General features: G+C 70.1%; 22 protein-coding genes. 6 read left to right on the top strand and 16 right to left on the bottom strand.

Features of this window, described 5'->3' with window-relative positions; all coding sequences use genetic code 11:
* Positions 1 to 31: 31 nt before the first annotated feature.
* Positions 32 to 805 (bottom strand): phosphatase PAP2 family protein, encoded by a 774-nt coding sequence (locus ABZ857_RS41295; RefSeq protein ID WP_357055449.1) that lies wholly within the window; start codon positions 803 to 805, stop codon positions 32 to 34.
* Complete coding sequence (locus ABZ857_RS41290) at positions 802 to 1,800, bottom strand: YihY/virulence factor BrkB family protein (protein WP_357055446.1); 999 nt, start codon at positions 1,798 to 1,800, stop codon at positions 802 to 804. Before ABZ857_RS41290 ends, ABZ857_RS41295 begins: the two co-directional genes overlap by 4 nt.
* Before the next feature lie 303 nt (positions 1,801 to 2,103).
* Here ABZ857_RS41290 and ABZ857_RS41285 point away from each other — a divergent pair, with 303 nt between their 5' ends.
* Complete coding sequence (locus ABZ857_RS41285; RefSeq protein ID WP_357055443.1) at positions 2,104 to 2,697, top strand: transposase; 594 nt, start codon at positions 2,104 to 2,106, stop codon at positions 2,695 to 2,697.
* A 252-nt stretch (positions 2,698 to 2,949) separates the two neighbouring features.
* Here ABZ857_RS41285 and ABZ857_RS41280 read toward each other — a convergent pair whose 3' ends face one another.
* Positions 2,950 to 3,672: a hypothetical protein gene (locus ABZ857_RS41280; RefSeq protein ID WP_357055440.1), complete on the bottom strand. Its 723-nt coding sequence runs from the start codon at positions 3,670 to 3,672 to the stop codon at positions 2,950 to 2,952.
* 305 nt (positions 3,673 to 3,977) lie between these two features.
* Positions 3,978 to 4,370 carry a VOC family protein gene (locus ABZ857_RS41275; protein WP_357055437.1) on the bottom strand — a complete coding sequence of 131 codons (393 nt, stop codon included), beginning with the start codon at positions 4,368 to 4,370 and terminating at the stop codon, positions 3,978 to 3,980.
* A 50-nt stretch (positions 4,371 to 4,420) separates the two neighbouring features.
* Here ABZ857_RS41275 and ABZ857_RS41270 point away from each other — a divergent pair, with 50 nt between their 5' ends.
* The gene (locus ABZ857_RS41270) at positions 4,421 to 4,879 is read left to right on the top strand and encodes a MarR family winged helix-turn-helix transcriptional regulator (RefSeq protein WP_357055434.1); all 459 of its coding nucleotides are present in this window, start codon (positions 4,421 to 4,423) and stop codon (positions 4,877 to 4,879) included.
* 33 nt (positions 4,880 to 4,912) lie between these two features.
* On the opposite strand, the gene pgeF is transcribed toward ABZ857_RS41270, so the two are convergent.
* Positions 4,913 to 5,602 carry a peptidoglycan editing factor PgeF gene (gene pgeF, locus ABZ857_RS41265; protein WP_357055502.1) on the bottom strand — a complete coding sequence of 230 codons (690 nt, stop codon included), beginning with the start codon at positions 5,600 to 5,602 and terminating at the stop codon, positions 4,913 to 4,915.
* 58 nt (positions 5,603 to 5,660) lie between these two features.
* Between pgeF and ABZ857_RS41260 the strand changes: the two genes are divergently transcribed.
* The gene (locus ABZ857_RS41260; protein WP_357055431.1) at positions 5,661 to 6,704 is read left to right on the top strand and encodes an alcohol dehydrogenase catalytic domain-containing protein; all 1,044 of its coding nucleotides are present in this window, start codon (positions 5,661 to 5,663) and stop codon (positions 6,702 to 6,704) included.
* Here the strand turns inward: ABZ857_RS41260 and glgA are convergent.
* Entirely contained in the window at positions 6,679 to 7,872 is a 1,194-nt protein-coding gene (gene glgA / locus ABZ857_RS41255; protein ID WP_357055428.1) for a glycogen synthase, read from the bottom strand. The genes ABZ857_RS41260 and glgA overlap by 26 nt on opposite strands.
* Before the next feature lie 4 nt (positions 7,873 to 7,876).
* On the opposite strand from glgA, the gene glgC reads away from it, so the two are divergent.
* A complete protein-coding gene (gene glgC / locus ABZ857_RS41250; protein ID WP_357055425.1) occupies positions 7,877 to 9,184 on the top strand; it encodes a glucose-1-phosphate adenylyltransferase in 1,308 nt (435 codons plus the stop codon).
* A gap of 28 nt (positions 9,185 to 9,212) precedes the next feature.
* On the opposite strand, the gene ABZ857_RS41245 is transcribed toward glgC, so the two are convergent.
* Positions 9,213 to 9,716 carry a hypothetical protein gene (locus ABZ857_RS41245; protein ID WP_357055422.1) on the bottom strand — a complete coding sequence of 168 codons (504 nt, stop codon included), beginning with the start codon at positions 9,714 to 9,716 and terminating at the stop codon, positions 9,213 to 9,215.
* Positions 9,717 to 9,847: 131 nt separating this feature from the next.
* On the bottom strand, positions 9,848 to 10,612 hold the full coding sequence (locus ABZ857_RS41240) for an enoyl-CoA hydratase/isomerase family protein (RefSeq protein ID WP_357055419.1): 765 nt from the start codon (positions 10,610 to 10,612) through the stop codon (positions 9,848 to 9,850).
* A 115-nt stretch (positions 10,613 to 10,727) separates the two neighbouring features.
* Here ABZ857_RS41240 and ABZ857_RS41235 point away from each other — a divergent pair, with 115 nt between their 5' ends.
* Positions 10,728 to 11,963 carry a DUF5685 family protein gene (locus ABZ857_RS41235; RefSeq protein ID WP_357055415.1) on the top strand — a complete coding sequence of 412 codons (1,236 nt, stop codon included), beginning with the start codon at positions 10,728 to 10,730 and terminating at the stop codon, positions 11,961 to 11,963.
* 461 nt (positions 11,964 to 12,424) lie between these two features.
* Here ABZ857_RS41235 and ABZ857_RS41230 read toward each other — a convergent pair whose 3' ends face one another.
* Entirely contained in the window at positions 12,425 to 12,967 is a 543-nt protein-coding gene (locus ABZ857_RS41230; RefSeq protein WP_357055412.1) for a transposase, read from the bottom strand.
* 276 nt (positions 12,968 to 13,243) lie between these two features.
* Here ABZ857_RS41230 and ABZ857_RS41225 point away from each other — a divergent pair, with 276 nt between their 5' ends.
* On the top strand, positions 13,244 to 14,854 hold the full coding sequence (locus ABZ857_RS41225) for a hypothetical protein (RefSeq protein WP_357055409.1): 1,611 nt from the start codon (positions 13,244 to 13,246) through the stop codon (positions 14,852 to 14,854).
* Between the two features lie 43 nt (positions 14,855 to 14,897).
* Here ABZ857_RS41225 and ABZ857_RS41220 read toward each other — a convergent pair whose 3' ends face one another.
* The 7 genes from ABZ857_RS41220 to ABZ857_RS41190 form a co-directional block, all read right to left on the bottom strand.
* Positions 14,898 to 15,953, bottom strand: a complete 1,056-nt coding sequence (locus ABZ857_RS41220) for a mechanosensitive ion channel domain-containing protein (protein ID WP_357055406.1) — start codon at positions 15,951 to 15,953, stop codon at positions 14,898 to 14,900.
* 44 nt (positions 15,954 to 15,997) lie between these two features.
* Positions 15,998 to 16,936 (bottom strand): tripartite tricarboxylate transporter substrate-binding protein, encoded by a 939-nt coding sequence (locus tag ABZ857_RS41215; RefSeq protein ID WP_357055403.1) that lies wholly within the window; start codon positions 16,934 to 16,936, stop codon positions 15,998 to 16,000.
* A 368-nt stretch (positions 16,937 to 17,304) separates the two neighbouring features.
* A complete protein-coding gene (locus tag ABZ857_RS41210) occupies positions 17,305 to 17,919 on the bottom strand; it encodes a hypothetical protein (protein ID WP_357055400.1) in 615 nt (204 codons plus the stop codon).
* Between the two features lie 72 nt (positions 17,920 to 17,991).
* Positions 17,992 to 21,534, bottom strand: coding sequence for a DNRLRE domain-containing protein (locus tag ABZ857_RS41205; protein ID WP_357055397.1), 3,543 nt, complete (start codon positions 21,532 to 21,534; stop codon positions 17,992 to 17,994).
* Between the two features lie 608 nt (positions 21,535 to 22,142).
* Positions 22,143 to 23,960, bottom strand: coding sequence for a glutamine--fructose-6-phosphate transaminase (isomerizing) (gene glmS, locus ABZ857_RS41200; protein ID WP_357055394.1), 1,818 nt, complete (start codon positions 23,958 to 23,960; stop codon positions 22,143 to 22,145).
* Positions 23,961 to 23,968: 8 nt separating this feature from the next.
* A complete protein-coding gene (locus tag ABZ857_RS41195; protein WP_079319166.1) occupies positions 23,969 to 24,244 on the bottom strand; it encodes a hypothetical protein in 276 nt (91 codons plus the stop codon).
* A 275-nt stretch (positions 24,245 to 24,519) separates the two neighbouring features.
* Positions 24,520 to 25,164, bottom strand: a complete 645-nt coding sequence (locus ABZ857_RS41190; RefSeq protein WP_357055391.1) for a hypothetical protein — start codon at positions 25,162 to 25,164, stop codon at positions 24,520 to 24,522.
* Between the last annotated feature and the right edge of the window lie 397 nt (positions 25,165 to 25,561).

The raw sequence follows: 25,561 nt of genomic DNA, 5'->3' as shown, positions 1-25,561 counted from the left end.
GGAGGACCGGGTGCTCCGGGCCGTGCCACGATTACGATCGGCGGCCAATTCGTCCTCCTTGGGGGGCGATCTCCCTCTTCGTCTCGGGCCCGACGCCCTCGCGTAACGGCTGGGCGGGCCGGCGGCCCACGTCGCGGCGGCGCCAGGTCTCGAAGGCGGCGGCCGTGGCCGCCACCACCGCCACGCCGAACACCAGCCCGCCCACCACGTCGCTGAACCAGTGCACGCCGAGCGCGATCCGGCTGAAGCCGACCGCCAGCGGGATCAGCACGGCGAGCGTCCAGGCGAGCACCCGCCCGCGCTCCCGCAGGAGGGGCAGGACGAGCAGCAGCAGGATCCCGGCGCCGAGCGTGGCGTTGACCGTGTGTCCCGAGGGGAACGACGCGCCGGGGGCGATGGCGACGGGGTCGGGCAGGCTGGGCCGGGCCCGCGCGACGATGACCTTCAGGGCGAGGCCGAGCAGGCCGCCGACCACGAGCGTGGTGGCCGCCCACAGGGCCAGGTGGTAGGCGCGGCGCCAGACCAGCCAGGCGACCGCGACGCCGACCGCGATCCGCCAGGTCAGCGGCTGGAAGACGTCGCTGACCAGGTGCATCAGCCGGGCGAACCCGGGGTTGTGGATCGCGTAGGCGTGCAGGTCCCACGCCGCTCCCTGGTCGATCTCGGTGAGCGGGCCGAAAGAGGTCTTGACGAAAACCAGCAGCACCGTGAACGGCACCCCGATCAGCGCCAGCGCCGCCGTCGCCACCGTCAGCCGCAGGCCCAGACCGTGCTCGGGGTCGAGCCGCCTGCGCCACCAGCTCATCGGCCGCTCCCGACCGGATGCCGCTCCCGCGGCGACACCGGGGCGGGGCCGGGGTCGGGCTCGGCCGGCTCGCCGCGGCCCGCGCGGCAGGCCTCCAGCTGCGCCGAGAAGGCCAGGCCGAGGAAGAGCGCCATCGAGCTGAGGAACGACCACAGCAGCAACGCCATGACCGCCGTGAGCGGGCCGTACGTCGCGCCGAAGGTGTGGCTGCTGGCGGTGTAGAGCGCGAGCAGCCAGGTGAACAGCGTCCACAGCAGCACGGCGACCGTCGCCCCGACCGCGAGCCAGGTGTGACCGGGCTGCTTGCGGCGTGGCGCGGAGCGGAACAGCACCGAGATCGACAGGACGGCGAGCAGGAAGCCGACCGGCCAGCGCAGCCAGCCCCACAGCCGCTCGGTCGTGCCGCTCCAGCCGAAGACCTGCGCCGCGGCCTCACCGACCGCGCCGCCGCCGACCAGGATGACGAAGCCGACGCTCATGAAGAGGCCCGCCGTGACGGCCATCAGCAGGGCCCTGCCGTACTTGGCCGCGAAGGGGCGGTCGCGCTCGATGCCGTAGATGCGGTTGGCCCCGCGTTCGAACTGGCCCATCGCGGTGGTCAGCGACACCAGCGCGGTCAGCAGACCGAGCCACAGGGCGAGCTTCTCCCCCGCGCCCGAGGCGTGATGGCTCTGGCTGAGCGTCTCCTGGATGACCTGCGAGCCCGCGCCGGGGGTCAGCCGCCGCAGGGTGAGCTCGAGGAGCCTGCCGAGGTGTTCCTGGTGCAGCACCGAGCTGAGACCCACGAGGGCGATCGCTCCCGGGATGATCGCGAGGCAGGTCTGGAACGCGAAGGCGCGGGCGTTGCTCGTGCCGTCGCCGTACCTGAACCGGACGTACGCGTCACGGATGAGGTGCCAGCCGCCGTACCGCCGGATGGCGGCGTAGGCGTCGTCGGCCGACAGTTCGTCGCCGCTCATGCTCCTGGTCTCCGGCACCGGGGTCGCGGTTCCCATCAGAACCTCGGCAGGGGACCGTCGCCTTCAGGCGACAGGGAAATGCCGTCCCTGACTGGTTTTCTCTCCGGGCTCATTGCGAGTTCCTTCCACTGGTGGATGAGGTGGGCGGCGCTTTCATGGTGTCGTGTGACTCGTCAGGTGCACCGCGGCGTGTGACCGTGGCCGGGTGAAGTCCTGCCGTGAAGAGCTGATCCGCGGCCTGCGGCTCACCGGTGATTCCGCGCTTCCTGCCTCCGGGTTTTGTCGGCGCCTTCCGATAGCGTGGTGATCTGATTACCGAACGTAAGAGGATTGTGGGGGGTGGGGGTGCGCCGGTCGTGCACGTTCCTGCTGCGCCCCACGGCCAAGCAGGCTGCCGCGCTCGCCGTGTGCCTGGTGGATCACCGGGTCCTCTACAACGCCGCTTTGGAGCACCGGCGCACCGCCTATCGCAAGGCGGGGGTGACGGTTCGGTACGGTGACCAGTCCGCAGAGTTGAAGCACATTCGTGCCGATGACGCCGCCGGTCAGGGCCGGTGGTCGTTCTCCTCCCAGCAGGCCACGCTGCGCCGGTTGGACAAGGCATTCGCCGCGTTCTTCCGCCGCGTCGGGCACACGCCCGGGTTTCCCAGGTTCAAGGGGCGCGACGACATGGGCGTGGCATCGCCGGCCACCACCAGCGAGCGTGTGCTCGCGCACAAGGCTGAAAGCGCCGGTCGAGAGCTGATCGCAGTCAACCCCGCCAACACCTCCCGCACCTGCTCGCGGTGCGGGCACTGCGCGAAGGACAACCGCGTCACCCAAGCCCGGTTCCGATGCCAGGCGTGCGGGCACACCGCGCACGCCGGCGTGAACGCGGCGATCAACATTCTCAGGGCAGGGCTTGCCCTTCGCGACGCTGCGGAAGCGGCTTAGCGAGAAGCCGCTCCCTTCAGGAAGCGGAGGAGTCACGTCAGTCCTCACATCGTCGGGGGTGGGGACCACCGGGGGCCGGGTCGCGGGCCGGTCTCCGGCGGTCCCCGCAGGCCCACCGACTACCCCGATCACGCTGCTTGGAACGCCAGGGTTTTCAGAAGATCCGTTGACCTGGGCGGCGGCTGACCGCGACGCGCCGGAGGACCGGCCCGACCGGGCCGGTCCTCCGTGTCGCCGTTTTCGGGCCGGCCGTCACAGGACGGCGCAGCCGACGCGTACGGGAAGGCGGGGCGACCAGCGGCCGGAGACGACGTCCTGGGCCTGCGCGTAGGCGTTGGCCGCCTTGCCGCCTCCGGAGCAGTCGAACACGCCGGTCTTCTTGCCGAAGCTGCCGCCGGCGTAGCCGCTGTGCGCGCTCGCGCTCACCGTGCCGCTCCAGTAGGGCTTGCCGGTGTTGTAGCGGATGTAGAGCCTGACCTGGCCGATGTTGTAGTGGTCGCCGTTGATCTTGAGGCGCGGGATGTCGTCGACGGAGGTGCTGGTGGCGGTGCCGTCGCCGTTGTCAACGGGCGGGACGGTGTAGCGGCTGATCCACAGCTTGGCCGAGACCTTGCGGTCGGCCGCCTTGCCGTTGTCGAGCTTGGCCTGGGTCCGGACCGCGGGCTTGACGCACACGTCGTCGCCGGTGAACGCCTCGCGCCAGACGTATCCGGTGACGCAGGTGTGCGGGCCGTACGGGCCGGAGGTCCAGCGGGAGGCCTTGGCGGCGTTGTCGTCGACGGTCTGCGTGCGGGTCGCGGGCGTCACGCAGACCACGTCGCCGGCGCGGGCCTCGCGCCAGACGTAACCCTCCAGGCAGGTGTCCGGGCCGAAGTCGCCGCCGGCGGAGGCCGGGCCGGCCATGAGCGTGACGGGGGCGGTGACGGCCAGACCGGCGATCGTGGCGGTGGCCAGACCGAGCAGGGTGCGCTTCATTACAGTCTCCTGTGCAGCTGCGGGTTGAGGGTGCTGGTCGGCGGTCCCGGTCCGGCCGTCGCCGCCGGGTCCGTGCACCTCAGTGATAGGCCCGCTCGCCTGCACGCCCCTTGCCGCAGGCTTTCCGCAACCGCTGCAAGCCGCCCGCAAGCCCGGCGCCGAGCCGCCGCCGGTCCTGCTGGCCGCCCTCGGGCCTGTGCCGAGGCGGGCGCGACCGAACTCGTGGTGAGCCTCTTCGGAGACGCGCGCGAGCGGGCGCGGCCCCTCGGCCTCCTGGCCGCGCTGCGCGGGCGGCGCGGCGGCGCTCAGTAGGACTGGAGCTCCAGCAGGTTTCCGTCGGGATCGCGCAGGTGGGCGGTGCGGCAGGTCGGTCCCCATTCGGGCCGGGCGCTCGGCGGCGCCACGACCCGGCCGCCGTTGGCGGCCCCCACGGCCGCGGCCCGGTCCACGTCGTCCACGGTCAGGACCAGCATCGTCCCGTCGCCTCCGCCGTCGAGGTCCACGCCGGTGACCTTCGCCAGCATCTCGCGGTCGAGCAGGGCCAGCACCGCCTCCGTGTCCCGGTCCCAGTTGGCGTACGGCCCCGTCTCGGTGCCCTTGACGAGATGCGCGCCCGCCACCGCGGTGAGCAGGCCGTCGTAGAAGCGGAAGCACTCGGCGAACCGGGAGGCGAGCACGCGGGGATAGAGAGCGTCCATGACAACCCCGTGGTAAGTCCCAACTATTGGTTGTGCCCTATCCTGGTCGCGTGAGCGATGTGCCGCAACTCCCTCCCTCCCTGCTCGGGATCACCGCGTTCCTGCTGTCGAAGGTGGGCATCGCCGGGCGGCGCCGCATGGGCGACCGGCTGCGCGGGCACGGCATCGGCCTGTGGGACATGGCCGTGCTGGCCGCGCTGCGCGACTTCGGCCCGGCGTCCCAGCGGGAGCTCGGCGCCCGGCTGGGCATCGACCCCAGCGACCTCGTGGCGGTGATGGACACGCTCGTGCCGCTCGGCCTCGTGGAGCGCGAGCGCGACCCCGAGGACCGGCGGCGATACCGGGTCGCCGTCAGCCCCGTGGGCCGGGCCACGCTGGAGGCGGCCCTGCGCGAGGCCGGCGAGGTGCGCGACGACCTGCTGGCCGCGCTGGACGAGGACGAGCGGGCGACCCTGCACGCGCTGCTCCGCAAGGCGTACGCCGGGCTGGAGCCGCGGGCACGGGCCTGAGACTCCCTCCGACGGCCATCGGAGAGCGGCGTCTCAGGCGCCGGTGAGCCAGACGTAACCGGCGAAGCGCCCGGTGCGCTGCTCGCGGCGGTAGGAGTAGAGGTCGGCGGTCTCGATCGTGCAGCGGTCGTCGTGCCGCACGTCGGCCACGCCGGCCCGGGCGAGCTGGGCCGCGATCCCGGCCCGGATGTCGAGCGCGGGCGTGCCGTGCCGGGTCCGCGACCAGGTCTCGGGCACGCGGGCGGCGACGCGCTCGCGCAGGTCTTCCGGCACCTCGTAGCACAGCCCGCAGGCCGACGGCCCGATCACGGCCGTCATCCGCTCCGGCCGTGCGCCCCGCGCGGCCATCGCCTCGACCAGGGCGGGGACCACGCCCGCCTCCGTGCCCGGCCGTCCCGAGTGCGCGCCGCCGACCAGGCCGGCCACCGGGTCGGCCACCAGCACGGGCGCGCAGTCGGCGACCAGGACCGCCAGGCCGAGCCCGGGGCGGTCGGTGAACACCCCGTCCAGCGCGGGCGGGTCGTCCCCGAACGGCTCCTCCGCGTAGGCGACGTCGGTGCCGTGGACCTGGCGCATGAAGACCACCCGGTCGAGCCCGAACTCCGCGGCCGTCTTCGCCCGGTTCTCGGCGACCGCCGCCGGGTCGTCCCCCACCGCCCCGCCGAGGTTGCGCGTGCCGTACGGCCCGGCGCTCACGCCGCCGCGCCTGTCGGTGAAGGCCATCCGCACCCGGTCGATCGCAATCACCCGATTAGCGTACGGCCTGGGAAAGGAGCGTGACATGCGCGCGGTGGTGTACGAGGAGTTCGGCGGGCGGGCCGGGGTGCGCGAGGTGGCGGACCCGGTGGCGCCGCCGGACGGCGTCGTGATCAGGGTCGAGGCGACCGGGATGTGCCGCAGCGACTGGCACGGGTGGATGGGCCACGACGCGGACATCACGGTGCTGCCCCACGTGCCCGGGCACGAGCTGGCGGGTGTGGTGGACTCGGCCGGCCCGGGGGTGAGCCGCTGGCGGCCGGGCGACCGGGTGATGGTGCCGTTCGTCTGCGCCTGCGGGAGCTGCCGCGAGTGCACGACCGGCAACCAGCAGGTGTGCGAGCGGCAGACCCAGCCCGGCTTCACCCACTGGGGGTCGTTCGCCGAGCTGGTGGCGATCGACCACGCCGACGTGAACCTCGTACCGCTGCCGGACGGCATGGCGTTCGCCACGGCCGCGAGCCTGGGCTGCCGCTTCGCGACCGCGTTCCGCGCCGTCGTCGAGCAGGGGCGGGTCCGGGCGGGCCAGTGGCTCGCCGTCCACGGCTGCGGCGGGGTCGGGCTGTCGGCCGTGATGATCGGCGCCGCCGTGGGGGCGCGGGTCGTCGCGGTGGACGTGTCCTCCGCCGCGCTCGACCTGGCCCGGCGGTTCGGCGCGGCCGAGTGCGTCCTGCTCGGCGAGGGCGCCTGTCCCGAGGAGTCGGCCGCGCGGGTCAGGGCGGCGGCCGGGGGCGGCGGCGCCGACGTCTCCCTCGACGCGCTGGGCGGCGCCACGACCTGCGCCGCGTCGATCGGCGGCCTGCGCAGGCGGGGCCGCCACGTGCAGGTGGGCCTGCTTCCCGGGCAGACCGCCCTGCCGATGGGCCGGGTGATCGCGCACGAGCTGGAGATCGTGGGCAGCCACGGCATGCCCGCCCACGCCTACCCCCCGATGCTGGAGCTGATCGCGGCGGGCGTGCTCCGCCCCGGCCTGCTGGTCACCCGCACCATCGGCCTCGACGAGGCGCCGGACGCGCTGACCCGCCCGGGCGCGCACCCGGGCGTCACGATGATCCTGCCGGGCCGGTGAGCGAGGCGTAGAGCTCGTGGGTGCGCTCGGCGATCCGGCGCCAGGAGAAGTGGTCGATCGCGCGCACGCGCCCGGCCTCGCCCATCGCGGCGGCGAGGCGCGGGTCGCCGAGCACCGCGTTCACCCGCTCGGCCAGCGCCGCGGCGAACGCCTCCGGGTCGTGCGGCTCGCCGTCGCCACCCTGGTCGATCGGGACGAGCAGGCCCGTCTCGCCGTCGGCGACGACCTCGGGGATGCCTCCCGTCGCGGTCGCCACGACGGCGGTCTCGCACGCCATCGCCTCCAGGTTCACGATGCCCATCGGCTCGTACACCGAGGGGCACACGAACACGGTGGCGTGCGTGAGGATCTGGATCACCTCGGGCCTGGGCAGCATCTCGGAGATCCACACCACGCCCTTGCGGGAGGCCGACAGCTCGCGCACGAGCGCCGTGACCTCCTCGGCGATCTCCGGCGTGTCGGGCGCGCCCGCGCACAGCACGAGCTGCGCCGCCGGGTCGAACGACCGGGCCGCGTGGAGCAGGTGCACCAGGCCCTTCTGCCGGGTGATCCGCCCCACGAAGACGACGTACGGCACGGCCGGGTCGATGCCGTGCTTGACGAGGGCCTCGGTGCCCCGGGAGGGCGCGTACTCCTCGGTGTCGATGCCGTTGTGGATCACGCGTACGCGCTCGGCGGGGACCTCCGGGTAGGCCGTGAGCACGTCGCGCCGCATGCCCTCGGACACCGCGATGATCGCGTCGGCCGCGTGGAGCGCGGTCCGCTCCGCCCACGACGAGAGCGTGTAGCCGCCGCCGAGCTGCTCGGCCTTCCACGGGCGCAGCGGCTCCAGGCTGTGCGTGGTCATCACGTGCGGCACGCCGTACAGCATCTTGGCGACGTGGCCGGCGAAGTTCGCGTACCAGGTGTGGCTGTGCACGACGTCGGCGCCCTCGCAGCCGGCCGCCATCTCGACGTCGACGCCGAGCACCTGCAGGGCGGCGTTCGCGCCGGACAGCCCCCCGGGGACCGGGTAGGCCCGCACGCCGGGCTCCTCCCGTGGGGCGCCGAAGCAGCGAACCCGCACGTCGGCCAGCCGGCGAAGCTCCCGCGCGAGGTACTCGACATGGACTCCGGCACCGCCGTACACCTCGGGCGGATACTCACGGCTGAGCAGATCGACACGCATACGTGTGAGCTTAGAGTCCCTGATCCGCGCTGTTTGCCGGTGTCCCTGGTGTTTGTTAGCCATTTCGCGGGTTAAGGTCCTGCCTATGAAGGTCCTGGCGATCGTGCTTGCGGGTGGAGAGGGCAAGCGGCTGATGCCGCTGACCGCGGACCGGGCCAAGCCCGCCGTGCCCTTCGGCGGCATCTACCGGCTCATCGACTTCGTCCTGTCGAATCTGGCGAACGCGCACTACTGGCAGATCGTGGTGCTCACGCAGTACAAGAACCACAGCCTGGACCGGCACATCTCCCGGACGTGGCGGCTGTCGTCGATGCTCGGCAACTACGTGACCCCGGTGCCCGCGCAGCAGCGGCTCGGCCCGCGCTGGTTCGCCGGATCGGCCGACGCGCTGTTCCAGAACCTCAACCTGATCTACGACGAGATGCCCGACCACGTGATCGTCTTCGGCGCGGACCACATCTACCGGATGGATCCCCGCCAGATGGTCGACCAGCACGTCGACTCGGGCGCGGACGTGACCGTCGCCGCGATCCGCCAGCCCCTCGAACTGGCCGACCAGTTCGGGGTCATCGAGGCGGACCCCTCGGGCCGCAGGATCGTCGCGTTCCGCGAGAAGCCGAAGGACGCGGTGGGCCTGCCCGACGCGCCCGACCAGATCTTCGCCTCGATGGGCAACTACGTCTTCAAGACCCAGGCCCTCATCGAGGCCCTGCGCGAGGACGCCCTCGACCCCAGCAGCAAGCACGACCTCGGCGGCAACATCATCCCGATGTTCGTCAAGAGCGGCGGCGCCGAGGTGTACGACTTCGCGAACAACGTGGTGCCCGGCTCCACCGAGCGCGACCGCGGCTACTGGCGCGACGTGGGGACGCTCGATGCCTACTACGAGGCCAACATGGACCTCATCTCGGTGCAGCCGGTCTTCAACCTCTACAACGACCGGTGGCCGATCTACACCGGCAACGACCCGCTGCCGCCGGCCAAGTTCGTGCACAACGAGGGCGACCGGGTGGGGCACGCGCTGGAGTCGCTCGTGTCGCCCGGGGTGATCGTGTCGGGCGGCACCGCGCTGCGCTCGATCCTGTCCCCCGGCGTGGTGCTGCACTCCCACTCGCACGTCGAGGACTCGGTGCTGATGGGCTCGGTCAAGATCGGCAGAGGCGCGATCGTCCGCAAGGCCATCATCGACAAGAACGTGGTCATCCCCGACGGCGCCCGGATCGGCTTCGACCTGGAGTACGACCGCCAGCGTTTCGCGGTGACCCGCAGCGGTGTGGTCGTGATCGGGAAGAACGAGATCGTCGACCGCTGAGCCCGCCCGTCTGCGAGCGGCGAGCGGCTCAGCGGCCGTTGATCCGCCACATGGGCTCGACCACGGTCCACTGGGCCTCCCACACCCGGCGGGCCCGGCGCTGGTTCACCAGGCGGGTGCAGGTCACCAGCAGCGCGAGGATCGCGGCGGCGGCCAGCGGGACGCCCGTGCCGACGGTCAGCGCGGCGACCACCGTGGTCTCCCGGTCCTGTGGCCGGGGCGTGATCACGCCTCTGTCGTCGGTCCAGATGCGCACGGTCTCGCCCGCGTGTCTGCCGGGCGAGACCTCGATGACACCGGCCCTCGCCGTGCCGTCGGGCGCCATCCAGGTGGCCTGGGCATGCCCGACCGACGCTCCGGCCACCGACAGCCGGGGCGTCGTCACGTCGCCCGTCAGCGTGGCGACGACCTGATGCCGGGTGCGCGCCTGCTGGGCCTCGGTCCTCAGGCCGTTGCCGTACTCGCGCATGCCGAACATCACGCCGAACGCGATCGCGGCCACGACTCCCAGCACCGCGGCAAGCCGTACCACCGCTTCGACCCGGTCGCACCGGCGCCGAAGCGGATTCCTATCAAGTCCTAGCCAGCGAGCGAACCTGGCGAATGGATTCTGCGACATCTCACACCTCACAGGGTCATTACCACTGCGAGTCCCGTTTATGCCTATTTTGCATCCCAAGAGAATCCAGGGGAACGCCCCTCCCGATATGCCCGGACACCTTCGGCCATTTCGCCGCTCTCCCTGGCCTCCCGCTGCCAGGCGCGCACCTCGGCCTCCCCGGCCCGGCCGTCGATGATCTGCTTGGCCGCCGCGAGCGTCAGCCGGGACCTGCCGACCATCGTGGCCGCCAGGCCGTACACGCGCTCGCGCAGGTCCTCCGGCGGGCAGACCTCGTCGACGAGGCCGGTACGCAAGGCGTGATCTGCGCTGATGAGCTCGGCCGAGAAGAGGAGGAGCTTCGCGGTGGCGGGCCCGGCGATCTCCGCCAGCCGCCGCGTGGAGCTGAGCGGGTAGACGATCCCGAGCTTGGCCGGGGTGACGCCGAAGCGGGCCCCGGCCGCCGCGATGCGCAGATCGCAGGCGAGCGCGAGCTGGCACCCGCCGCCGACGCAGTATCCCTCGATCATCGCGATCACGGGTTTGGGAAAGGTCACGAGTGCGCGCTCCGCGACAACGGTAAGACCAGTGTCATCGTCGTTATCGCGAAGCTCATGAATTTCCGAAATATCAGCACCGGAGCAGAAAGTTCCGCCAGCTCCGGTAAGGATGAGGACACGTACCTTCGGGTCGGCGGCGAGGTCCGCCAGGACGCCCGGCAGCGCCCGCCACATGGCGGCGGTCACGGCGTTGCGCGTGGCGGGGCGGTTGAGGGTGAGGGTGGCGACGTGCTCGGCGAGGGCCAGTTCGAACCCGTCGGTAACATGCATCCCTCGATTGTCCAGGCCGCCCGCCCGGTTGCTCCAGCAGGGTCCCCGGCCGTGATGGCATAATCGCCGCGCAACGGGACGATCCCGTACGCATGACCCCCCAAGGAGTCTCTGGGTGTTCGGGATCCTCCGGCCGTGTGCCCGCCACTCCTGCCCGTCCGTCCACGAGGCCTGGCGCGCGCACCTGTGCGGGCTCTGCCTGACGTTGCGGGACCGGCACGGACATCTGGCCCGCATGGCGACCAACTACGACGGCCTCATCCTGTCCGTCCTGACCGAGGCCCAGTCACGGGCCCAGTCACAGGCCCAGTCACAGACAGGGGCCGGGCCGAACCGGCGCACCGCCGGGCCCTGCGCACTGCGCGGCTTCCGGCCGGCGGAGGTGGTGCGGTCGGACGACCGGGGCGCCCGCCTGGCCGCCGTGGTCTCCCTGGCCCTCGCCGCCGGCAAGATCCGCGACCACGCGTCCGACGGCGACGGGATCGCGGCCCGGCGCGTGGCCGGCGTCCCGATGCGCGCCACGGCCGCCGCCTGGACCTCGGCCGCCCGGCGCGGCGCGGAGTCGATCGGCTTCGACACGGCCGTCCTGACCGAGGTCTCCGCCCGCCAGGCGCTGCTGGAGGCGTCCCCCGGGCGCGGGCTGCTCGACGTCACCGAGCCCACCGAGACCGCCGTGGCCGCGGCCTTCGCGCACACGGCCACGCTCGCGGGCCGGCCGGGCAACGTCGAGAGCCTGCGCGAGGCGGGCCGCTTCTTCGGCCGGATCGCGCACCTGATCGACGCGGTCGAGGACCTCGCCGAGGACCGGGCCCGCGGGGCGTACAACCCGCTGGACGCGACCGGCACCTCCCCCGCCGAGGCCCGGCGCGTGTGCGAGGAGGCGCTGCACGGGCTGCGCCTCGCCGTACGCGACCTCGACCTGGAGGAGCGGCACCTGGTCGAGGCGCTGCTGTGCGGCGAGACCCGCCGTGCCGTCGACCGGGCGTTCGGCACGCGCGCCCACGGCGCCGCCTGCGCGGCGCACCGCACGCGGGCGGGGGACACCTCTCCGGCGCCGTCCGACGCCCCGCCCGACGGACCCCCGGGGCCCCCGCAGGAGCCGCCGGGCAGGCGCCCGGGGATCGCGCTGACGGCGGCGGCCGGGATCGCGGTCTTCCTGACCTGCGGTCTCTACCGCCCGCCGTGGAGCGAGTACCGGCAGGAGCGGTGCATGGACCGCTGCTTCTGCGACGCCTGCGACGGCTGCCCCGACTGCTCGGGATGCTGCGACTGCTGCTCGGCATGCTCCGACTGCGGCTCGGGCGACGGCTGCTGCTGCGGGGACGGCTGCTGCTGCGACTGCGGCTCCTGACACCTGCTCCCGATCCCGTTTCCTGACGCCGGATGCCCGGCGGCGCTCACCCGAGCGTGGTCCGGCCGTCCGTGCCCGGGAGCCGGTCGTAGGGCACCGCATGGCTCGTGCGGCCGCGGAAGCCGGTGGTGGTCGTCGCGGTGAACAGGCATCGGTGATCGCGTTCAGCGGCCCGGTCGGCAACGCGCCGACGACGACGCCCAGCGAGCGCGCCCGTACGCGCCCGTTCAGATGGTTCTCCACGGCTGTTCCTCTTGTCGTGTCACCCTCCGCACGTACGCGGAGCGGCCCCGGAGCACCTGCTCACCACCGTCGTCCTTCGGGGAACAGCTCTCCGTCGCGGTGGTCGCTCTCGTGCCGTACGCGGCGAGTCACCTCGCCAGTGCGGCGGCGGCCCATTCGAAGATCGGCGATATCGTCGGCCCGTGACTCCTCCGCTCCCTGAAGGGAGCGGCTTCTCGCTAGGCCGCTTCCGCAGCGTCGCGAAGGGCAAGCCCTGCCCTGAGGATGTTGATCGCCGCGTTCACGTCGGCGTGTGCCTCGTGGCCGCACGCCTGGCATCGGAACTGGGCTTGGGTGAGGCGGTTGTCCTTGGCGCAGTGCCCGCACCGCGAGCAGGTGCGGGAGGTGTTGGCGGGGTTGACTGCGATCAGCTCGCGACCGGCGCTTTCAGCCTTGTGCGCGAGCACACGCAGGAACACCCCCCAACCCGCGTCCAGGATGCTCCGGTTCAGCCCGGACTTGGCCGCGATGTTCCGGCCGGGGTTGTCGATCGTGCCGGACGCGCTGCGGGTCGTGTTCGCGATGCGCAGGTCCTCATGCACGATCACGTCGTAGTCGCGGACCAGCGCGAGCGCCGCCTTGTGCGCGGTATCACGACGTTGGCGGCGGACCTTGGCGTGCAGCGCCGCCACCCGCGCCACCGCCTTACGGCGACGCGTGGACCCGCGTTTCTTACGGGCGAGAGCCCGCTGGGCCGCCGCCAGACGACCGGCGGACGCCATGGGCGTGGCCAGCGTCGGCCCGGATGTGCTTCAAGTCTGCGGACTGGTCACCGTACCGAACCGTCACCCCCGCCTTGCGATAGGCGGTGCGCCGGTGCTCCAGCGCGGCGTTGTAGAGCTGCCGGTGATCCTCAAGGCAGGCTGGCGAGCGAGGCAGCCTAGCACCGCCCATCTACTCCACCAGGGAAAGGAACCCGCGATGAGCCCGGAGAGAAAACCAGCCAGGGACGGCATTCCCCCGTCGCCTAATGGCGACGGTCCCCTGCCGAGGTTCTGATGGGAAGATCGCGGCCCCCTTTCCGCCGGCTCACCCCCGCCGAGCGACGGCTCTGGGACGCCTACCCCACCGGCGCCTGGGTCGACCTGCGCCACGGCCGCGAGACGGACTCCTCCTCCGGCGGCGCGTGGGGCCGCTCCCGGGTGGTCCGGGCGGAGGTGATCTCCGCCCTGGTGCTCGACCGGGGCGCCGGCGGATCGCCCCGGGTGCCGGGCGTCCGGCTCGCCGGAGCCCGGATCGTCGGCGACCTCAACCTGTCCGACGCCACGATCGAAGCGAAAGTCCACCTGCTCGACTGCCACATCGCCGGAACGGTCTCGCTCAACGACGCCAGGACCAGGGGCGTCCGGCTGCGGCGCTGCGACATGTTCCGCTTCCGGGCCAGCCGGGCCACGGTCGACGGGCTCCTCGATCTCGACGGATCAGTCGTCCACGCGGGGGTGCGCCTGGACAACGCCCACGTGACCGGGCAGCTCAGGCTCTCCGGCACGCGGGTGGGCACACCCGGCGGGGCGCAGAACCTGGGCATGCCGCCCGGGGCGTCGTCCCTGGAGCCACCCCTGGAGCCGGCCCTCGATCCGACCCTGGAGCCGACCCGGTGGAACGGGCCCGAGGGATCGGAGGAGCCGCGGACCTGGGAGTCGGTCGCGCTGTGGGCCGGCGGGCTCGTCGTCGACGGCAGCGCCTTCTTACGCGACATGCGGGCCACGGGCGGCCTGCGGCTGATCGGCGCCCGCTTCTCCAGCGGGCTCTACCTCCAGGGCGCCGTCGTCACGTCGGACGACACCCCCGCCGTGCACGCCGACCACTTGCAGGCCGCCGCGGCCGAACTCGGCGCGGGTTTCACCGCCCACGGAACCGTACGGCTGCGCGGCGCGCGCATCGGCGGGGTCCTGTCGTTCCACGGCGCGGTGCTGCGGGCGCGTGGCCGGGTGCTGCACCTGAGCCACATGCAGGCGGACGAGCTCATTCTGCTGCCCGAATCGATCGAGGGCGAGGTCAACCTCGGCTACTCCCGCTTCGGCGTGCTGTTCGACCGTCCGGAGAGCTACCCGGGCGACGTGCGGCTCAACGGGCTGACGTACGAGTCGCTGCGCGGGCCCGCGACCCTGGCGGACCGGCTCTCCTGGCTGCGGCGCGATCCCGGAGGCTACCGGCCCCAGCCGTACGAGCAGCTGGCCGCCTACTGCCGTCGCATCGGGCACGAGCCGGACGCGCGCCGGGTGCTGCTGGCCCGGCAGCGGGCGCGGCGGCGGACGTTGCGGCTGCCCGGGCGGCTGTGGGGCCGGCTGCTCGACGGGCTCGTCGGGTACGGCTACCGGCCCTGGCTCGCCGGCCTGTGGGCCGCGCTGCTCCTCGCGACGGGCACGGCGGTCTTCACGCAGTGGCCGCCGCACCAGATCGGGCTGGACGAGTCGCGCCACTTCAACGCCTTCGTCTACACGCTCGACCTGCTCGTGCCGGTGAGCGTGTTCGAGCAGCGGGGCGCCTGGGAGCCGGCCGGATGGACCCAGTGGCTGGCGAACGGCCTGGTCGCGGCGGGCTGGATTCTCGCCACCGCGCTGATCGCGGGCGCGAGCAGGCTCCTGCGGCCGTCCAACGCCCCCTGACACCCGTCGCTCACGGCCTGGTGCGAGAGAGCGGACGAGACGCTCACCGTGCGGGGGTGTCGACGCGCAGGCGCGGGAGGCTCTCTGGGTACTTCTCGCGGATGAACCCGACCAGGTGCTCGCGGATGTCGCAGCGCAGGTCGAAGGCGCTCGCCGAGTCGGCCGCGCTCATCAGCGCGCGCAACTCGACCAGCCCCTCCGGGGTGATGTCGGTGACCTGCAGCGTCCAGTCCTTCTGGTCCCACAGCGGGTTCTCGCGCAGCGCCCGGTAGAGCTCGGTGCGCACCTCCTCGACCGGGATCGACCAGTCCACCCGGAGGTACACGCTGCCGAGGATGCGGCTCTCGTGACGCGTCCAGTTCTCGAACGGGTTGGTGGTGAAGTAGGACACCGGCAGGATGAGCCGCCGCTCGTCCCACAGCCGCAGCGCCACGTACGTGAGGGTCAGCTCCTCGATGCGGCCCCACTCGTCCTCCACCACGACCACGTCGTCGAGCCGCAGCGCGTCGCTGAAGGCGAGCTGCAGCCCGGCCAGCATGTTGCCGAGCGTGGACTGGGCCGCGATGCCGCCCACCACGCCCGCGATGCCCGCGGAGGCGAGCAGCCCCGCGCCCAGCGCCCGCACCTGCGGGAAGGTGAACAGCATCGCCCCCAGTGCGAGCACCACGACGACCGCCGCCGACACCCGGCGCACCAGTGCGATCTGGGTGCGGATGCGCCGGGCGCGGCGGTTGCGCTCGCCCTCGACCCGGGTGAGCCGGTCGAGGACGACGTCGGTCACCGCGTACGCCGCCTGGATCATCAGCCAGGTCACGCAGGCGATCAGCAGCAGCGCGAGCACCCGCTGGAAGCCGTGGGAGTCCGATCCGGGCATGTCGGGGTCGTAGGCCGCCTTGACGGTGCCCACCACGGCCGAGGCGAAGCCCGGCCAGGTGCACCGGCGCACGAACGGCCCGGCGAGCGCCCACCGCTCCCCTATCAGGCGCGATTTCAGCACCCGCCGCACCAGTTCCACCGCGACGATCGCGGCGGCCACGGCGATCGCCAAGGTCGCCCAGTTCCACGCTGCCGCTGTGACGGCGCCCCCTGTCGTCGTCATGGCGTTCCCTTTGCCCTTTACGGGTACGCCGAAAACGGATGAGTTCAACGGAGTCCGAGATCATTGAGCAGCAGGGCCGTACGGCGCGCCTCGCCGACGAGCCATTGGCGGAAGTCGTCGCCGTCGAGCCACATCGGCGTCCAGTCGTTGCGGTCGCACAGGCTCCGCCATCCCGGGGTGTCGGCGACGGCCCGGCACAGGGCGAGCAGCGCGTCCCGCTCGGCCGTGCCGACCGGGGCGATCAGACCCGTCCAGTCGGCGTACACGACCCGTACGCCCGACTCCGACAGCGTCGGCGCGTCCACCCCGGGCAGCCGCTCGGCGGAGGAGACCGCGAGCGGCCGCAGCCGTCCGGCGCGCACGTGAGGGGCGACCTCGCGCCTGCTGCCGAACCCGAGCGCGAGCCGCCCGTCGAGGACCGCGGCGACGGCCTGCGCCCTGCTGTCGAACGCGACGTAGTCGAGCAGGCGGGGGTCGGCCCCCAGGCCCTGCGCGGTCATGCCGAGCAGCAGGTGCTCCGGGCCGCGGTCGGCGCCGCCCGCGACCCTGGGCCCTCCGGGGTCGCGCAGCAGCGCGGCGGCGAACTGCTCGAACGTGCGGTACCCCGAGTCGGGCGAGGCGACCAGCACCTCCCACTCCCCCGTCAGCCGGGCGAGCGGAACGGCCCTGGCGACCAGGAGCGGGTCGCGGGCCAGCGCGCAGGCGGCGAGCAGCGCGGGATCGGCGATCACCAGGTCGGTCCGCGGCCCGCCCTGCCGGGCGAGCGCCGTCCCGCCGTCGCCGGCCTCCCGCGTGATCCGTACGGCCCGGGCCCAGCCACGCCCCTCGACGAGCGACTTGATCCCGGCGGCGACGCCGTCCCCGCATCCTCCGGGCGGGCCCGGGACGGCCAGGGAGAGCTCCCTGCGATGTGGCGGCGCCTGGACGCCGCACGCGCCCGCGAGGGCCAGGACCCCCAGCGCGAGGACCGTACGGCGTCGCATGTCGGCACCCTCCTACCCGAAGAGTCCCTTACACGCACAGACTATGAGTAACTACACCATGTCACCACATAACGGACGTTACGGCTGCGGCGATCGATACCACCTCATCCGGGGCGCGTCGGTCAGCGGATCACGACGGGCTTCCGCACGCCCTGATGACATCGCCAGGCCGTACAGGCCTGCTCGGACCGTCGATCGCACTGCCGCCCGGGAGCCCGATGGGCAGGCGTGCCCACAGGCACGCAGCCGGGCGGCGGCCAGCCGCGGGGGCACGCCCGCTTCGTGGAGCGTGCGGCCGACCGGCGGCAGGATCGCTTCGCCGGGAAGGCGGGAGCCCTTCCGCCCGTCCACAACGGCGAGGGCTTCAGTCAGAACTCGTCCTCGAAAACGAGGGCGGGTAGAGGGCTCTCCAACGATGCGCTTCCCAGGCGGACACCACTGGCGAGCTCTACGACCGCCATTCCAGCCGCCCACCATGTGATGAGACTGTTCTCGTACTGCAGGTTGCCCTCGTCGGGCGTGCGCACATGCTCCGAGAGGAAGTCTCGGTACGGATCGAATATCTCGGGCTCGGCACCTCCGGCCCGGGTCTCGTAGAGGAAATCATAGGCGGCGAGGAGTCCCCCATCACGCGCGTAGTTCAGTTGAGCAGCGAGGTTCTCGTTCCAGGAGACGCTCCACACCTCTCCGCCGATGCTGAGAGTCCCCATCGCCGACGACGAGGAAAGTATGGCCCCCATGGGCTCGACGACCATGACCGCGGCCTCGCTTTCCACGAAGAAAAGAGCGGACCTGTCGAATTCCAGCCAGTCGGCAAGAGTGAGCAGCTCGAGTGCGCTCTCATCCCGGCCGAGCCGGCGCACGCACTCGTTGACGCTCATCTTCTGCGCGGCGCCCCTGACGACAGTCCAGCATGCGCTGAGCTCGAGAGGGTGACACCTCAGTAGGAGCTTGTAGTGCTCCAGTACGTCCTCGTACATCACGTCGCTTAGCTGAGAAGGAATGGGGGACGGAGGTCACTCCGTCCCCCATGCTATCAAGCGTCCTGAGGCTTTCTAAGGAGTCGTCGGGGGACGCTCAACCCTCACGTAATACGGATCCCAGTTGTGTATCTCTCGCTGCAGCGTCCCGTCCCGTCCCAGAACACGCTGAAGCGTGAGAAAGCGACCCAGCTTCCCACCCGCCCCAGAGTTGTTGGTTTTGGTGACTGGACGCACCGAGAACTGATCGCCCTGCACACGAGAAGCGCTAGCGGTAGTGGAGTTGAAGGGATACTCGTCGCACTGCCTGATGTCCTTGTCATAGTCCGGCAGCGTCTCGCATACCGCCCTGATCTTCCTCCCGCTTGCCCTGTTCCACGTCTCGTTGATCGATCTGTACAGCGGTTCCGCTTTGTCCTGCCTACCCGGCAGGGTCTTACTCAGAACGTACGGAACAGTTTTAGCTGGTGCATACAACGCGGTCCAGATATGGCCGAGAGGCGAGCGGTAGGCGGAGTCGGGGTCGTTCGACGGGACCGTCGGATCAGAAGCGTCAGTAAGCAGCAGCTTGAACGTCGGCGGCTTGTGATAATACACGCACCCGGCACCAATGTGACTTAGGATGTAGTACGCGCTGTCGCACCGCACTGACGGCAAGGTGTCATAGGACTTCGACGAGACGTTTTCGGTCAGGCTGGTCACCTTGGACCAGAACCGCGGCTTACATACCGCGACGGCATCGAGGTCGTCGTAGTCACCGTCATCGAGCGACGTCACAGTGAATACGGCCTCTGTGTTCGGCCAGGCGGAGTTATGGTACGTATACCTATCCGGGCCGCTGATCTTGCACCGCTGCGTACCGGGCGTCTGTGCCAGGCTCATGCCGAACGTGACATTCGCCCAGCGCGGATACGCCTGTCCCTTGAAAGTGAAGTTGTTGATCGATACGCGCACCTGGAAGATGCGTTCGTAGTTGTACCTGCCGGCGTTGTAGGCGCGTAGGCGAATGACCGCCTCTCCATTGATGTAGTGCGTAGTTTCCGGCGACGTCCAGTTTTCATTGACCATGCCGACCTGGCGAATCGTGCACCAGTTGAAGCGATCTTTCTGCCAACCGCCTGGGAACCATATCCGTGAGTTCTCATACCCTGCACGCTTCGCTTCGGCGGTGTGCTTACGGCACTCGGACTCAGTCATGATTCCGGTACCAGGGGGAACCGGCGGTGCCGCCTGCGCTGTGGCCAAGGACGCCCTGCTCGCGCTCGTCCCGGCTCCGCCCGCAGGAACGACAGTCACCGAAAGCACCGGTGGCGCCGAGTCCTCTTCCTCGGATACCGGCGAGTCGAAGTAGCGCTCCAGAGATCCTGGCTGGCCCTCGGGCACGGCACGAAGTTGAATGCCGTGGTTGGCTTGCCCGCCCGTCCACGCCTGAACAATCGGGGTAACCGCCCAGTTGATGTCGGCTACATCCTGGCAGAAGGGTTCCGAGTCAGCGCTGATCGCGCGGGTGGTATCGGTTGTCGGCCGAGAGCTCCAGGTCAGCAGCGCCGGGTCCCATGGCGCCGTGACTTGGAAGGCCTTTATTCCGATGCCGCTTCCGAAGCAGTATCCAAAGCGGTTATGCAGCTTGAGCCGTGCTGCCACCACCCTCATTCCTGCGAGTGCGGAAGTATCGAACTTCAAGTACGTCCGGGAGAGGTCGTAGCTGCCGTCTTCCCAGTCGTAACTGCCGGCGACGAGATCCGTTCCGCCGTCATCCTCATAGCCCCAGGTCGTACTGACGGCAGAAGACACCAGAGGAAGTTGTATGGTTTGCTCGCCTCCTGCCGGATCGGTCGGGGAAGGGGAGGGCGAAGGGGAAGGCGAAGGTGAAGAGGGCGCATCGGGATCGCCGGGTTCGACGGTATAGCCAGGCCCGGTGTCCGGATCATCTAAATCAGCCAATTCCTCCGGTGTCGAGTCCGGAGGGGCTTCTAGCGAATCGGCGTCGACGTCGAAAGATTCCTCGGCCGACTTGGCCGAATCGAAGATGGTCTGGTCGTCGACGTCGGGAAAGGTGGGGTTGGTTGCGGTCGTCTCCCGGCTCTTGATGTCGTCGACTTCAGCCTGGCTCGGCGATTCCGAGGGCTGCTCCGCCTGTAGGTAGGAGTATTGGAGGGGGGGCTCGAACTCGACGAACAGGACGGGCCCACGCGGTCCATTCGTCCCGGCGGAGTACCCGTAGTTGGCCGATCGATACTGGCGCCAGTTGGTCGCGTCGGATTCGCTGAAAGCACGCAGTTGCAGACCGTAGTCCGGCTCACCGTCGGCCCACGCCTGAGCGATGTCCTCGATTGAGTAATAGAGCTCCCCCTCCCCCCAGGAGCAGGTGTCGCTGTACGCGGCCTTGTTGCCGACCTGGCCACTCGATGTGGTGCCGGGCTGGGAGCTCCAGGAGAGCGTGGAAGGTGACCAGTCCTTGGTAACCCGGCGGACCAGGATGCCGGACCCTACCTCCAGGCCACATGCGTTGGACCGGTAGTTCCACATCCGCAGGTCGGCGTTGAGGATGTGCGCGCCCATGAGCTGGAAGGAGGCGTCCATCTGAAAACCTATGTAGGTGCGCCAGGTCTCGCCTCCGCTGCTCGACTTGCCGGCTCTCAACCACGTGGCAGACCCTTGCGCCGCATTGGGATACTGGACATTGGAGACGAAGGTATCGACGGCGCGTCCCGCGCCCAGCCACTCAGATCCTCCTGCTGCCACTGTCACAGGGAACTGCGTGGCGGGATCGTTGAGGAACGAGGCATCCGCGGAAAGCGTCAGCTCCGAATCTTCGCCGCCGACGGACACCTTTGCGACGCTCTTGTGACCGTCGTCGGGGCCACCCTGTGCGGCGGCGGCGTCGAACATAGGAGCGTCGAGGATGTCGGAGATCTTCTTCTTGCCGACTTTGAGCTGAGTTCTACCGTTCGCCGTCCGCGCATACGAGAGGCCGTGAGGAAGTCGCGCGGTCAGGCGCAGTTTCTTATTCTCCCTGGGACGTTGGCGGAATACGATTTGCTGACTGAACCCCGTCGGCGTAGCCGACACGGCCAGGTCCACGCCCTGTCCGTACACGTCGCGATAGGTTGCCGTGTTACCACTGACTATTGGTCTGGGCAGCATTGCCGGAGCGGACAGCGCGGAGCGCTCGTTCTCGTGCCGAAGCTTGACCACGGGGCCGGCACCACCGGCGGACAATTGCAGACCGTTCTTGGCGAACTTGGGTGCGAAGGACCCGTCCTTCTCCACCAGCGTGGTGTCGATGCCGTGCCAAACGCCATTGCGTTTGACGCGGACTGGTCCGGTGTTGAGATAGGCTTGCACGGTCTTGCCGTCAGGCTTGGCAAAGAACTGCGCCGTTTCGGTGGTCCAGGCCTCTACTTCGACTGGTTTCTTCTGTACAAGCGCCTCTCGCTTCGCCTCTTCGAGCTGCCTTCCGTGTATCGGGGTCTGCGGGGAGGGTTGGGGGGAAGCCGCAGCGACAGCTGGGACGTTATTTCCTATAGGCGTAGGTGCCAGGACGATGGCTGCCAGAGTGGCCGTGCTTATGGATAACCACTGCCGGCGCCCTCTGCGGAAGGGCAAAATTCCCATGGTGTCCTTTGGGGGGAGGTGCGTACGGATCAGTCACGCGCTCAGGACGTGTCATAAGGTGCCCATACGTCAATAGACGGACAGCGCCTTACCGATTACTGATCGTGAGCCCTTTCGTCCTGGGTGACGATCCACTTCGACGGCTTCCCGGGTATCAGCCGGAACCAGCATGCAAGGGACCGGAGAGATGCGTCTTGTCTTTTTCTGCACGCTTGCTGTCGTTTTCTGCAGAGCGTGGGCGCAGGCAACGGCGACAGCAACCCGGCTGCCCAGGATCATGCTGACAGGGATCTCCTCGCGTCTACGCCGGGCTGCGCCGAGTACCACGCGCTGACCCCCGGCTGACACGCCGCCTCTCGCCGCGGTTCCTCCGCATCAGACATCCCTCGGCCCCGCCGGCGCACCCATGCCTCCGCGCCGTCCGCATCCGGCCAGGAACCCATCCCCCCGCTCGTGACCGGGCACCCGCCTGCCCGCGCACCCTGTTCGTACACCCCGCTCACACACTTGACTCACTCCGGCCCGCGTACCTGACGCGCGCCCGTACGGCTCACGCCACAGGGGCGCGAGCCGTACGAAAAGCGACCCGTACGAGAAGGGACCCGGTCCTACTCGACCGTCACGCTCTTGGCGAGGTTGCGCGGGCGGTCGACGTCGCGGTCCAGGGCGACGGCGGCGTAGTAGGCGAACAGCTGCAGCGGAATCGTGAGCAGGATGGGGTCGAGCTCGACCTCGTTCTTGGGCACCACGATGCAGTCGTCGGCCGCCTCGGAGGTGCGGTGGCCGACCATGAGGATGCGCCCGTGCCGGGCCCGGATCTCGCCCAGCGTGGTGAGGTTCTTGTCCAGCAGCTCATCGTCGGGGACGATCGCGACCGTCGGCAGTTCGGGGCTGATCAGCGCGAGCGGGCCGTGCTTGAGCTCGCTCGCCGGATACGCCTCGGCGTGGACGTAGGAGATCTCCTTGAGCTTCTGCGCGCCCTCGCGGGCCACCGGATAGCCGCGCACCCGGCCGACGAACATCATGCCCGGCGAGTCGGCGTACTTCTTCGCCAGCTCCTTGATCCGGTCCTCCAGAGTGAGGATCTCCTTGATCTGCTCGGGCAGCCGGCGCAGTCCCTCGCAGATCCTGCGGCCGTCGGCCGGCGACAGGTCGCGTACGCGGCCGAGGTGCAGGGCGAGCAGCGCGAACGCCACGGCCGTGGAGATGAACGCCTTGGTGGAGGCCACCGAGACCTCGGGACCGGCGTGCAGGTAGATGCCGCCGTCGGTCTCCCGGGCGATGGCGCTGCCGACGGTGTTGACGATGCCGAGCACCCGGCCGCCCTTGCGCTTGAGCTCCTGCACGGCGGCGAGCGTGTCGTAGGTCTCCCCCGACTGGCTGATCGCGACGTACAGGGTGTCGGGCTCGACGACGGGGCTGCGGTAGCGGAACTCCGACGCGGGCTCGGCGTCGGCGGGGATGCGGGCCAGCTCCTCGATGAGCTGCGCGCCCATCTGGCCGGAGTAGTACGCGGACCCGCAGCCGATGATCTTCACGCGGCGGAACGAGCGGGTCTCGCGGGCGTCCATGTTGAGGCCGCCGAGGTGGGCGATGTGGAACCGGTCGTCGATCCGGCCGCGCAGCGTGCGGGCGACCGTGTCGGGCTGCTCGGAGATCTCCTTGAGCAGGTAGTGCTCGTAGCCGCCGTTGTCGTAGTGGCCGGCGTCCCAGTCGACCGTGAACGGCTCCTTGGCCGTCTCCCTGGCGTCGCTGGTGAACGTGTTGAACCCGTCAGCCTTGATGACCGCGAGCTCGCCGTCCTCCAGGTGGACGACCTGGCGCGTGTAGCGGATGAGCGCGGCGACGTCGGAGGCGGCGAACATCTCCTTCTCGCCGAGGCCGAGCACGATCGGGCTGCCGTTGCGGGCCACCACGATCTCGCCGGGGCGCTGCGCGTCGATGACGGCGATGCCGTACGTGCCGACCACGCTCTTCAGCGCCCGCAGGACGGCCTCCCGCAGCGAGTCGGTGTCCTTGACCATGCGCCCGATGAGCTGCGAGAGCACCTCGCTGTCGGTCTCGCTCTCGAACTTCACGCCCTCGCCCTCCAGGCGGCGGCGCAGCTCGTCGGCGTTCTCGATGATGCCGTTGTGCACGACGGCGATCCGCTGCTCCTGGTCGAGGTGCGGGTGCGCGTTCACGTCACTGGGCGCGCCGTGCGTGGCCCACCGGGTGTGGCCGATGCCGCTCGTGCCCTTGAACTTCGCGGGTACCGCCGCCGCCAGGTCGGCGACCCGGCCCTTGACCTTGCGCGTCCTGAGGCTCTTGGCGTTCACGACGGCGAGGCCGGCCGAGTCGTAGCCCCGGTACTCCAGTCGCTGGAGACCTTCGAGCAGGATGGGCGCCGCATCCTTAGGCCCGACATAAGCGACGATTCCGCACATAACCGCTCCTATCCGTAAACGATCCGCCGAAGCTGGCGCAGGGTCAGCTCCGGTGCCGCGACACGCCTTCCCGCAAGCTCGGCGGAGATTCTGGGAAAGATCTGGTCGTTCGTCAGCCCCCTCGACTTGAGTTCGCCGTGGCGGCGCCGCACGTACTCTTCCGCGGGCTCGCCGAAGTACGTCAGGACGTCGGCCACCACGCGGGCCGCCTCACCCGGCCCCAGTGAGGTGGTCCGGGTGAGGTGGCCGATCAGATCCTCGAAGGGATGCCGTGCCGTGGACACAGAGCAGGACCCTAACGCAGTACTGATGCCGACTAACAAGTTTCCTGCCCGTTTTCGGGCAGGATCAGTCCGGAGATCGCCCTGCGCGGCGTCCCAGTGGCCTTCTCAGACGTCCACGGCGATGTTGGCCACACGAAGCGACATGACTCTGGGGTCGTCGGCGAGGGGCAGCAGGTCCGCGGGCCATCCGCTGAGGTTGGGATACGTCGCCGGCAAAAGGCTCCACCAGAGGGCCAGACGACGCGCCCTTCAACCAGCCGGGCCGGGGCACTGGTTCAGCTCGGGACGTGGTCGGTTCGCGGCACCATCTCGACGACGTGGACAACGCGCACGTCCGGCTTGCCGAGCAGGCCCAAGAGGTCGTCCTTCGTCATCCAGTTGACGATGAAGCCGTAGACCCGGCCCTCCGAGGCGGCGGCGCGAAGAACGTCCAGATCAAGACCGACTCTGCGCAGCTTACGGCGATCGTCCTCGGTCAGCAGGCCGGCCGACTGCTGGAACTGCTTCGTCGCGGCGCGGTCGTCGCACCCGGCCAACCCACGATCGGCGCACCCGTCGAGGGCGGACCAGAAGACCGGCTTCGCCGCGGCCGGAACCGTCGGCGACAGGAAGAAATACTTGTCCCTGTCCTGAGGGCCGAACCCATACAGTTTCATCTCTTCGACCAGGTCCCGCTCGGCGAGAGGGCTCGCCAGTTCCATCAGGGCCGTCGCCCACTCCGACTGCCCCAGCCCCCTGATCTGCCGCTCCGCCGCCTTCTTCGCAGCCGGCTCATGACCCCGGCCACCGGCGAACGCCCGCAGATACCCGGTCAGGTCTGTGGTGGGGAACGAGGGGACGGTGGTGAGGTCGCCCAGCGCGTTCTCCACCACCTCCCGCCCACCGCCGGAGCTGCCGGAGGACTGCCGCTCGAAGGACAAGGGGAGAGTGAGAGAAAACTCCGTCTGGAGGTTCTAATCGCACTCGATACTCCGGGTGGGCGACCTGCACCGCATTCCCGAGAACCGCCAGCATCCGGTGTGCACGACGAGCGGTTGTCGAAACGAACCAGGCAGCAACCCCGACCAGCACCAGGCATATCGCCAGGCCGATCGACCCGGGTCCCGCATCCGCTTCGGTGGCTCAGCGCGCGGACCAGGCGTTGAATCAGCCTAAAGGCTACGAAACCATCCCAGGCCGACGTTTGGCACCAACGACCGCCACGACGAGCCGACGACGTTCTACTAGGGCGCGTATCGGGTTGTGATCAATATTTGGGATTCGCCCTTGCGGCAGGGTCTGATCCGGTAGGTCGTCGTGTATGACGCGGGCCCAGCT

The organism is Microbispora sp. NPDC046933, from assembly GCF_040644635.1.
Lineage (GTDB): Bacteria > Actinomycetota > Actinomycetes > Streptosporangiales > Streptosporangiaceae > Microbispora.
This window is presented reverse-complemented; position numbering and strand designations above follow the sequence as displayed.

Excerpts from the sequence above, each read along its gene's own strand:
- ABZ857_RS41225 (WP_357055409.1), top strand. The coding sequence starts at position 13,244 with ATGGGAAGATCGCGGCCCCCTTTCCGCCGGCTCACCCCCGCCGAGCGA.
- pgeF (WP_357055502.1), bottom strand. The coding sequence starts at position 5,602 with ATGGCCTTCACCGACAGGCGCGGCGGCGTGAGCGCCGGGCCGTACGGC.
- ABZ857_RS41205 (WP_357055397.1), bottom strand. The coding sequence starts at position 21,534 with ATGGGAATTTTGCCCTTCCGCAGAGGGCGCCGGCAGTGGTTATCCATA.
- ABZ857_RS41295 (WP_357055449.1), bottom strand. The coding sequence starts at position 805 with ATGAGCTGGTGGCGCAGGCGGCTCGACCCCGAGCACGGTCTGGGCCTG.
- ABZ857_RS41215 (WP_357055403.1), bottom strand. The coding sequence starts at position 16,936 with ATGCGACGCCGTACGGTCCTCGCGCTGGGGGTCCTGGCCCTCGCGGGC.
- ABZ857_RS41240 (WP_357055419.1), bottom strand. The coding sequence starts at position 10,612 with ATGCATGTTACCGACGGGTTCGAACTGGCCCTCGCCGAGCACGTCGCC.
- ABZ857_RS41275 (WP_357055437.1), bottom strand. The coding sequence starts at position 4,370 with ATGGACGCTCTCTATCCCCGCGTGCTCGCCTCCCGGTTCGCCGAGTGC.
- ABZ857_RS41260 (WP_357055431.1), top strand. The coding sequence starts at position 5,661 with ATGCGCGCGGTGGTGTACGAGGAGTTCGGCGGGCGGGCCGGGGTGCGC.
- glgA (WP_357055428.1), bottom strand. The coding sequence starts at position 7,872 with ATGCGTGTCGATCTGCTCAGCCGTGAGTATCCGCCCGAGGTGTACGGC.
- ABZ857_RS41230 (WP_357055412.1), bottom strand. The coding sequence starts at position 12,967 with ATGGCGTCCGCCGGTCGTCTGGCGGCGGCCCAGCGGGCTCTCGCCCGT.
- ABZ857_RS41280 (WP_357055440.1), bottom strand. The coding sequence starts at position 3,672 with ATGAAGCGCACCCTGCTCGGTCTGGCCACCGCCACGATCGCCGGTCTG.
- ABZ857_RS41220 (WP_357055406.1), bottom strand. The coding sequence starts at position 15,953 with ATGACGACGACAGGGGGCGCCGTCACAGCGGCAGCGTGGAACTGGGCG.
- ABZ857_RS41290 (WP_357055446.1), bottom strand. The coding sequence starts at position 1,800 with ATGGGAACCGCGACCCCGGTGCCGGAGACCAGGAGCATGAGCGGCGAC.
- glmS (WP_357055394.1), bottom strand. The coding sequence starts at position 23,960 with ATGTGCGGAATCGTCGCTTATGTCGGGCCTAAGGATGCGGCGCCCATC.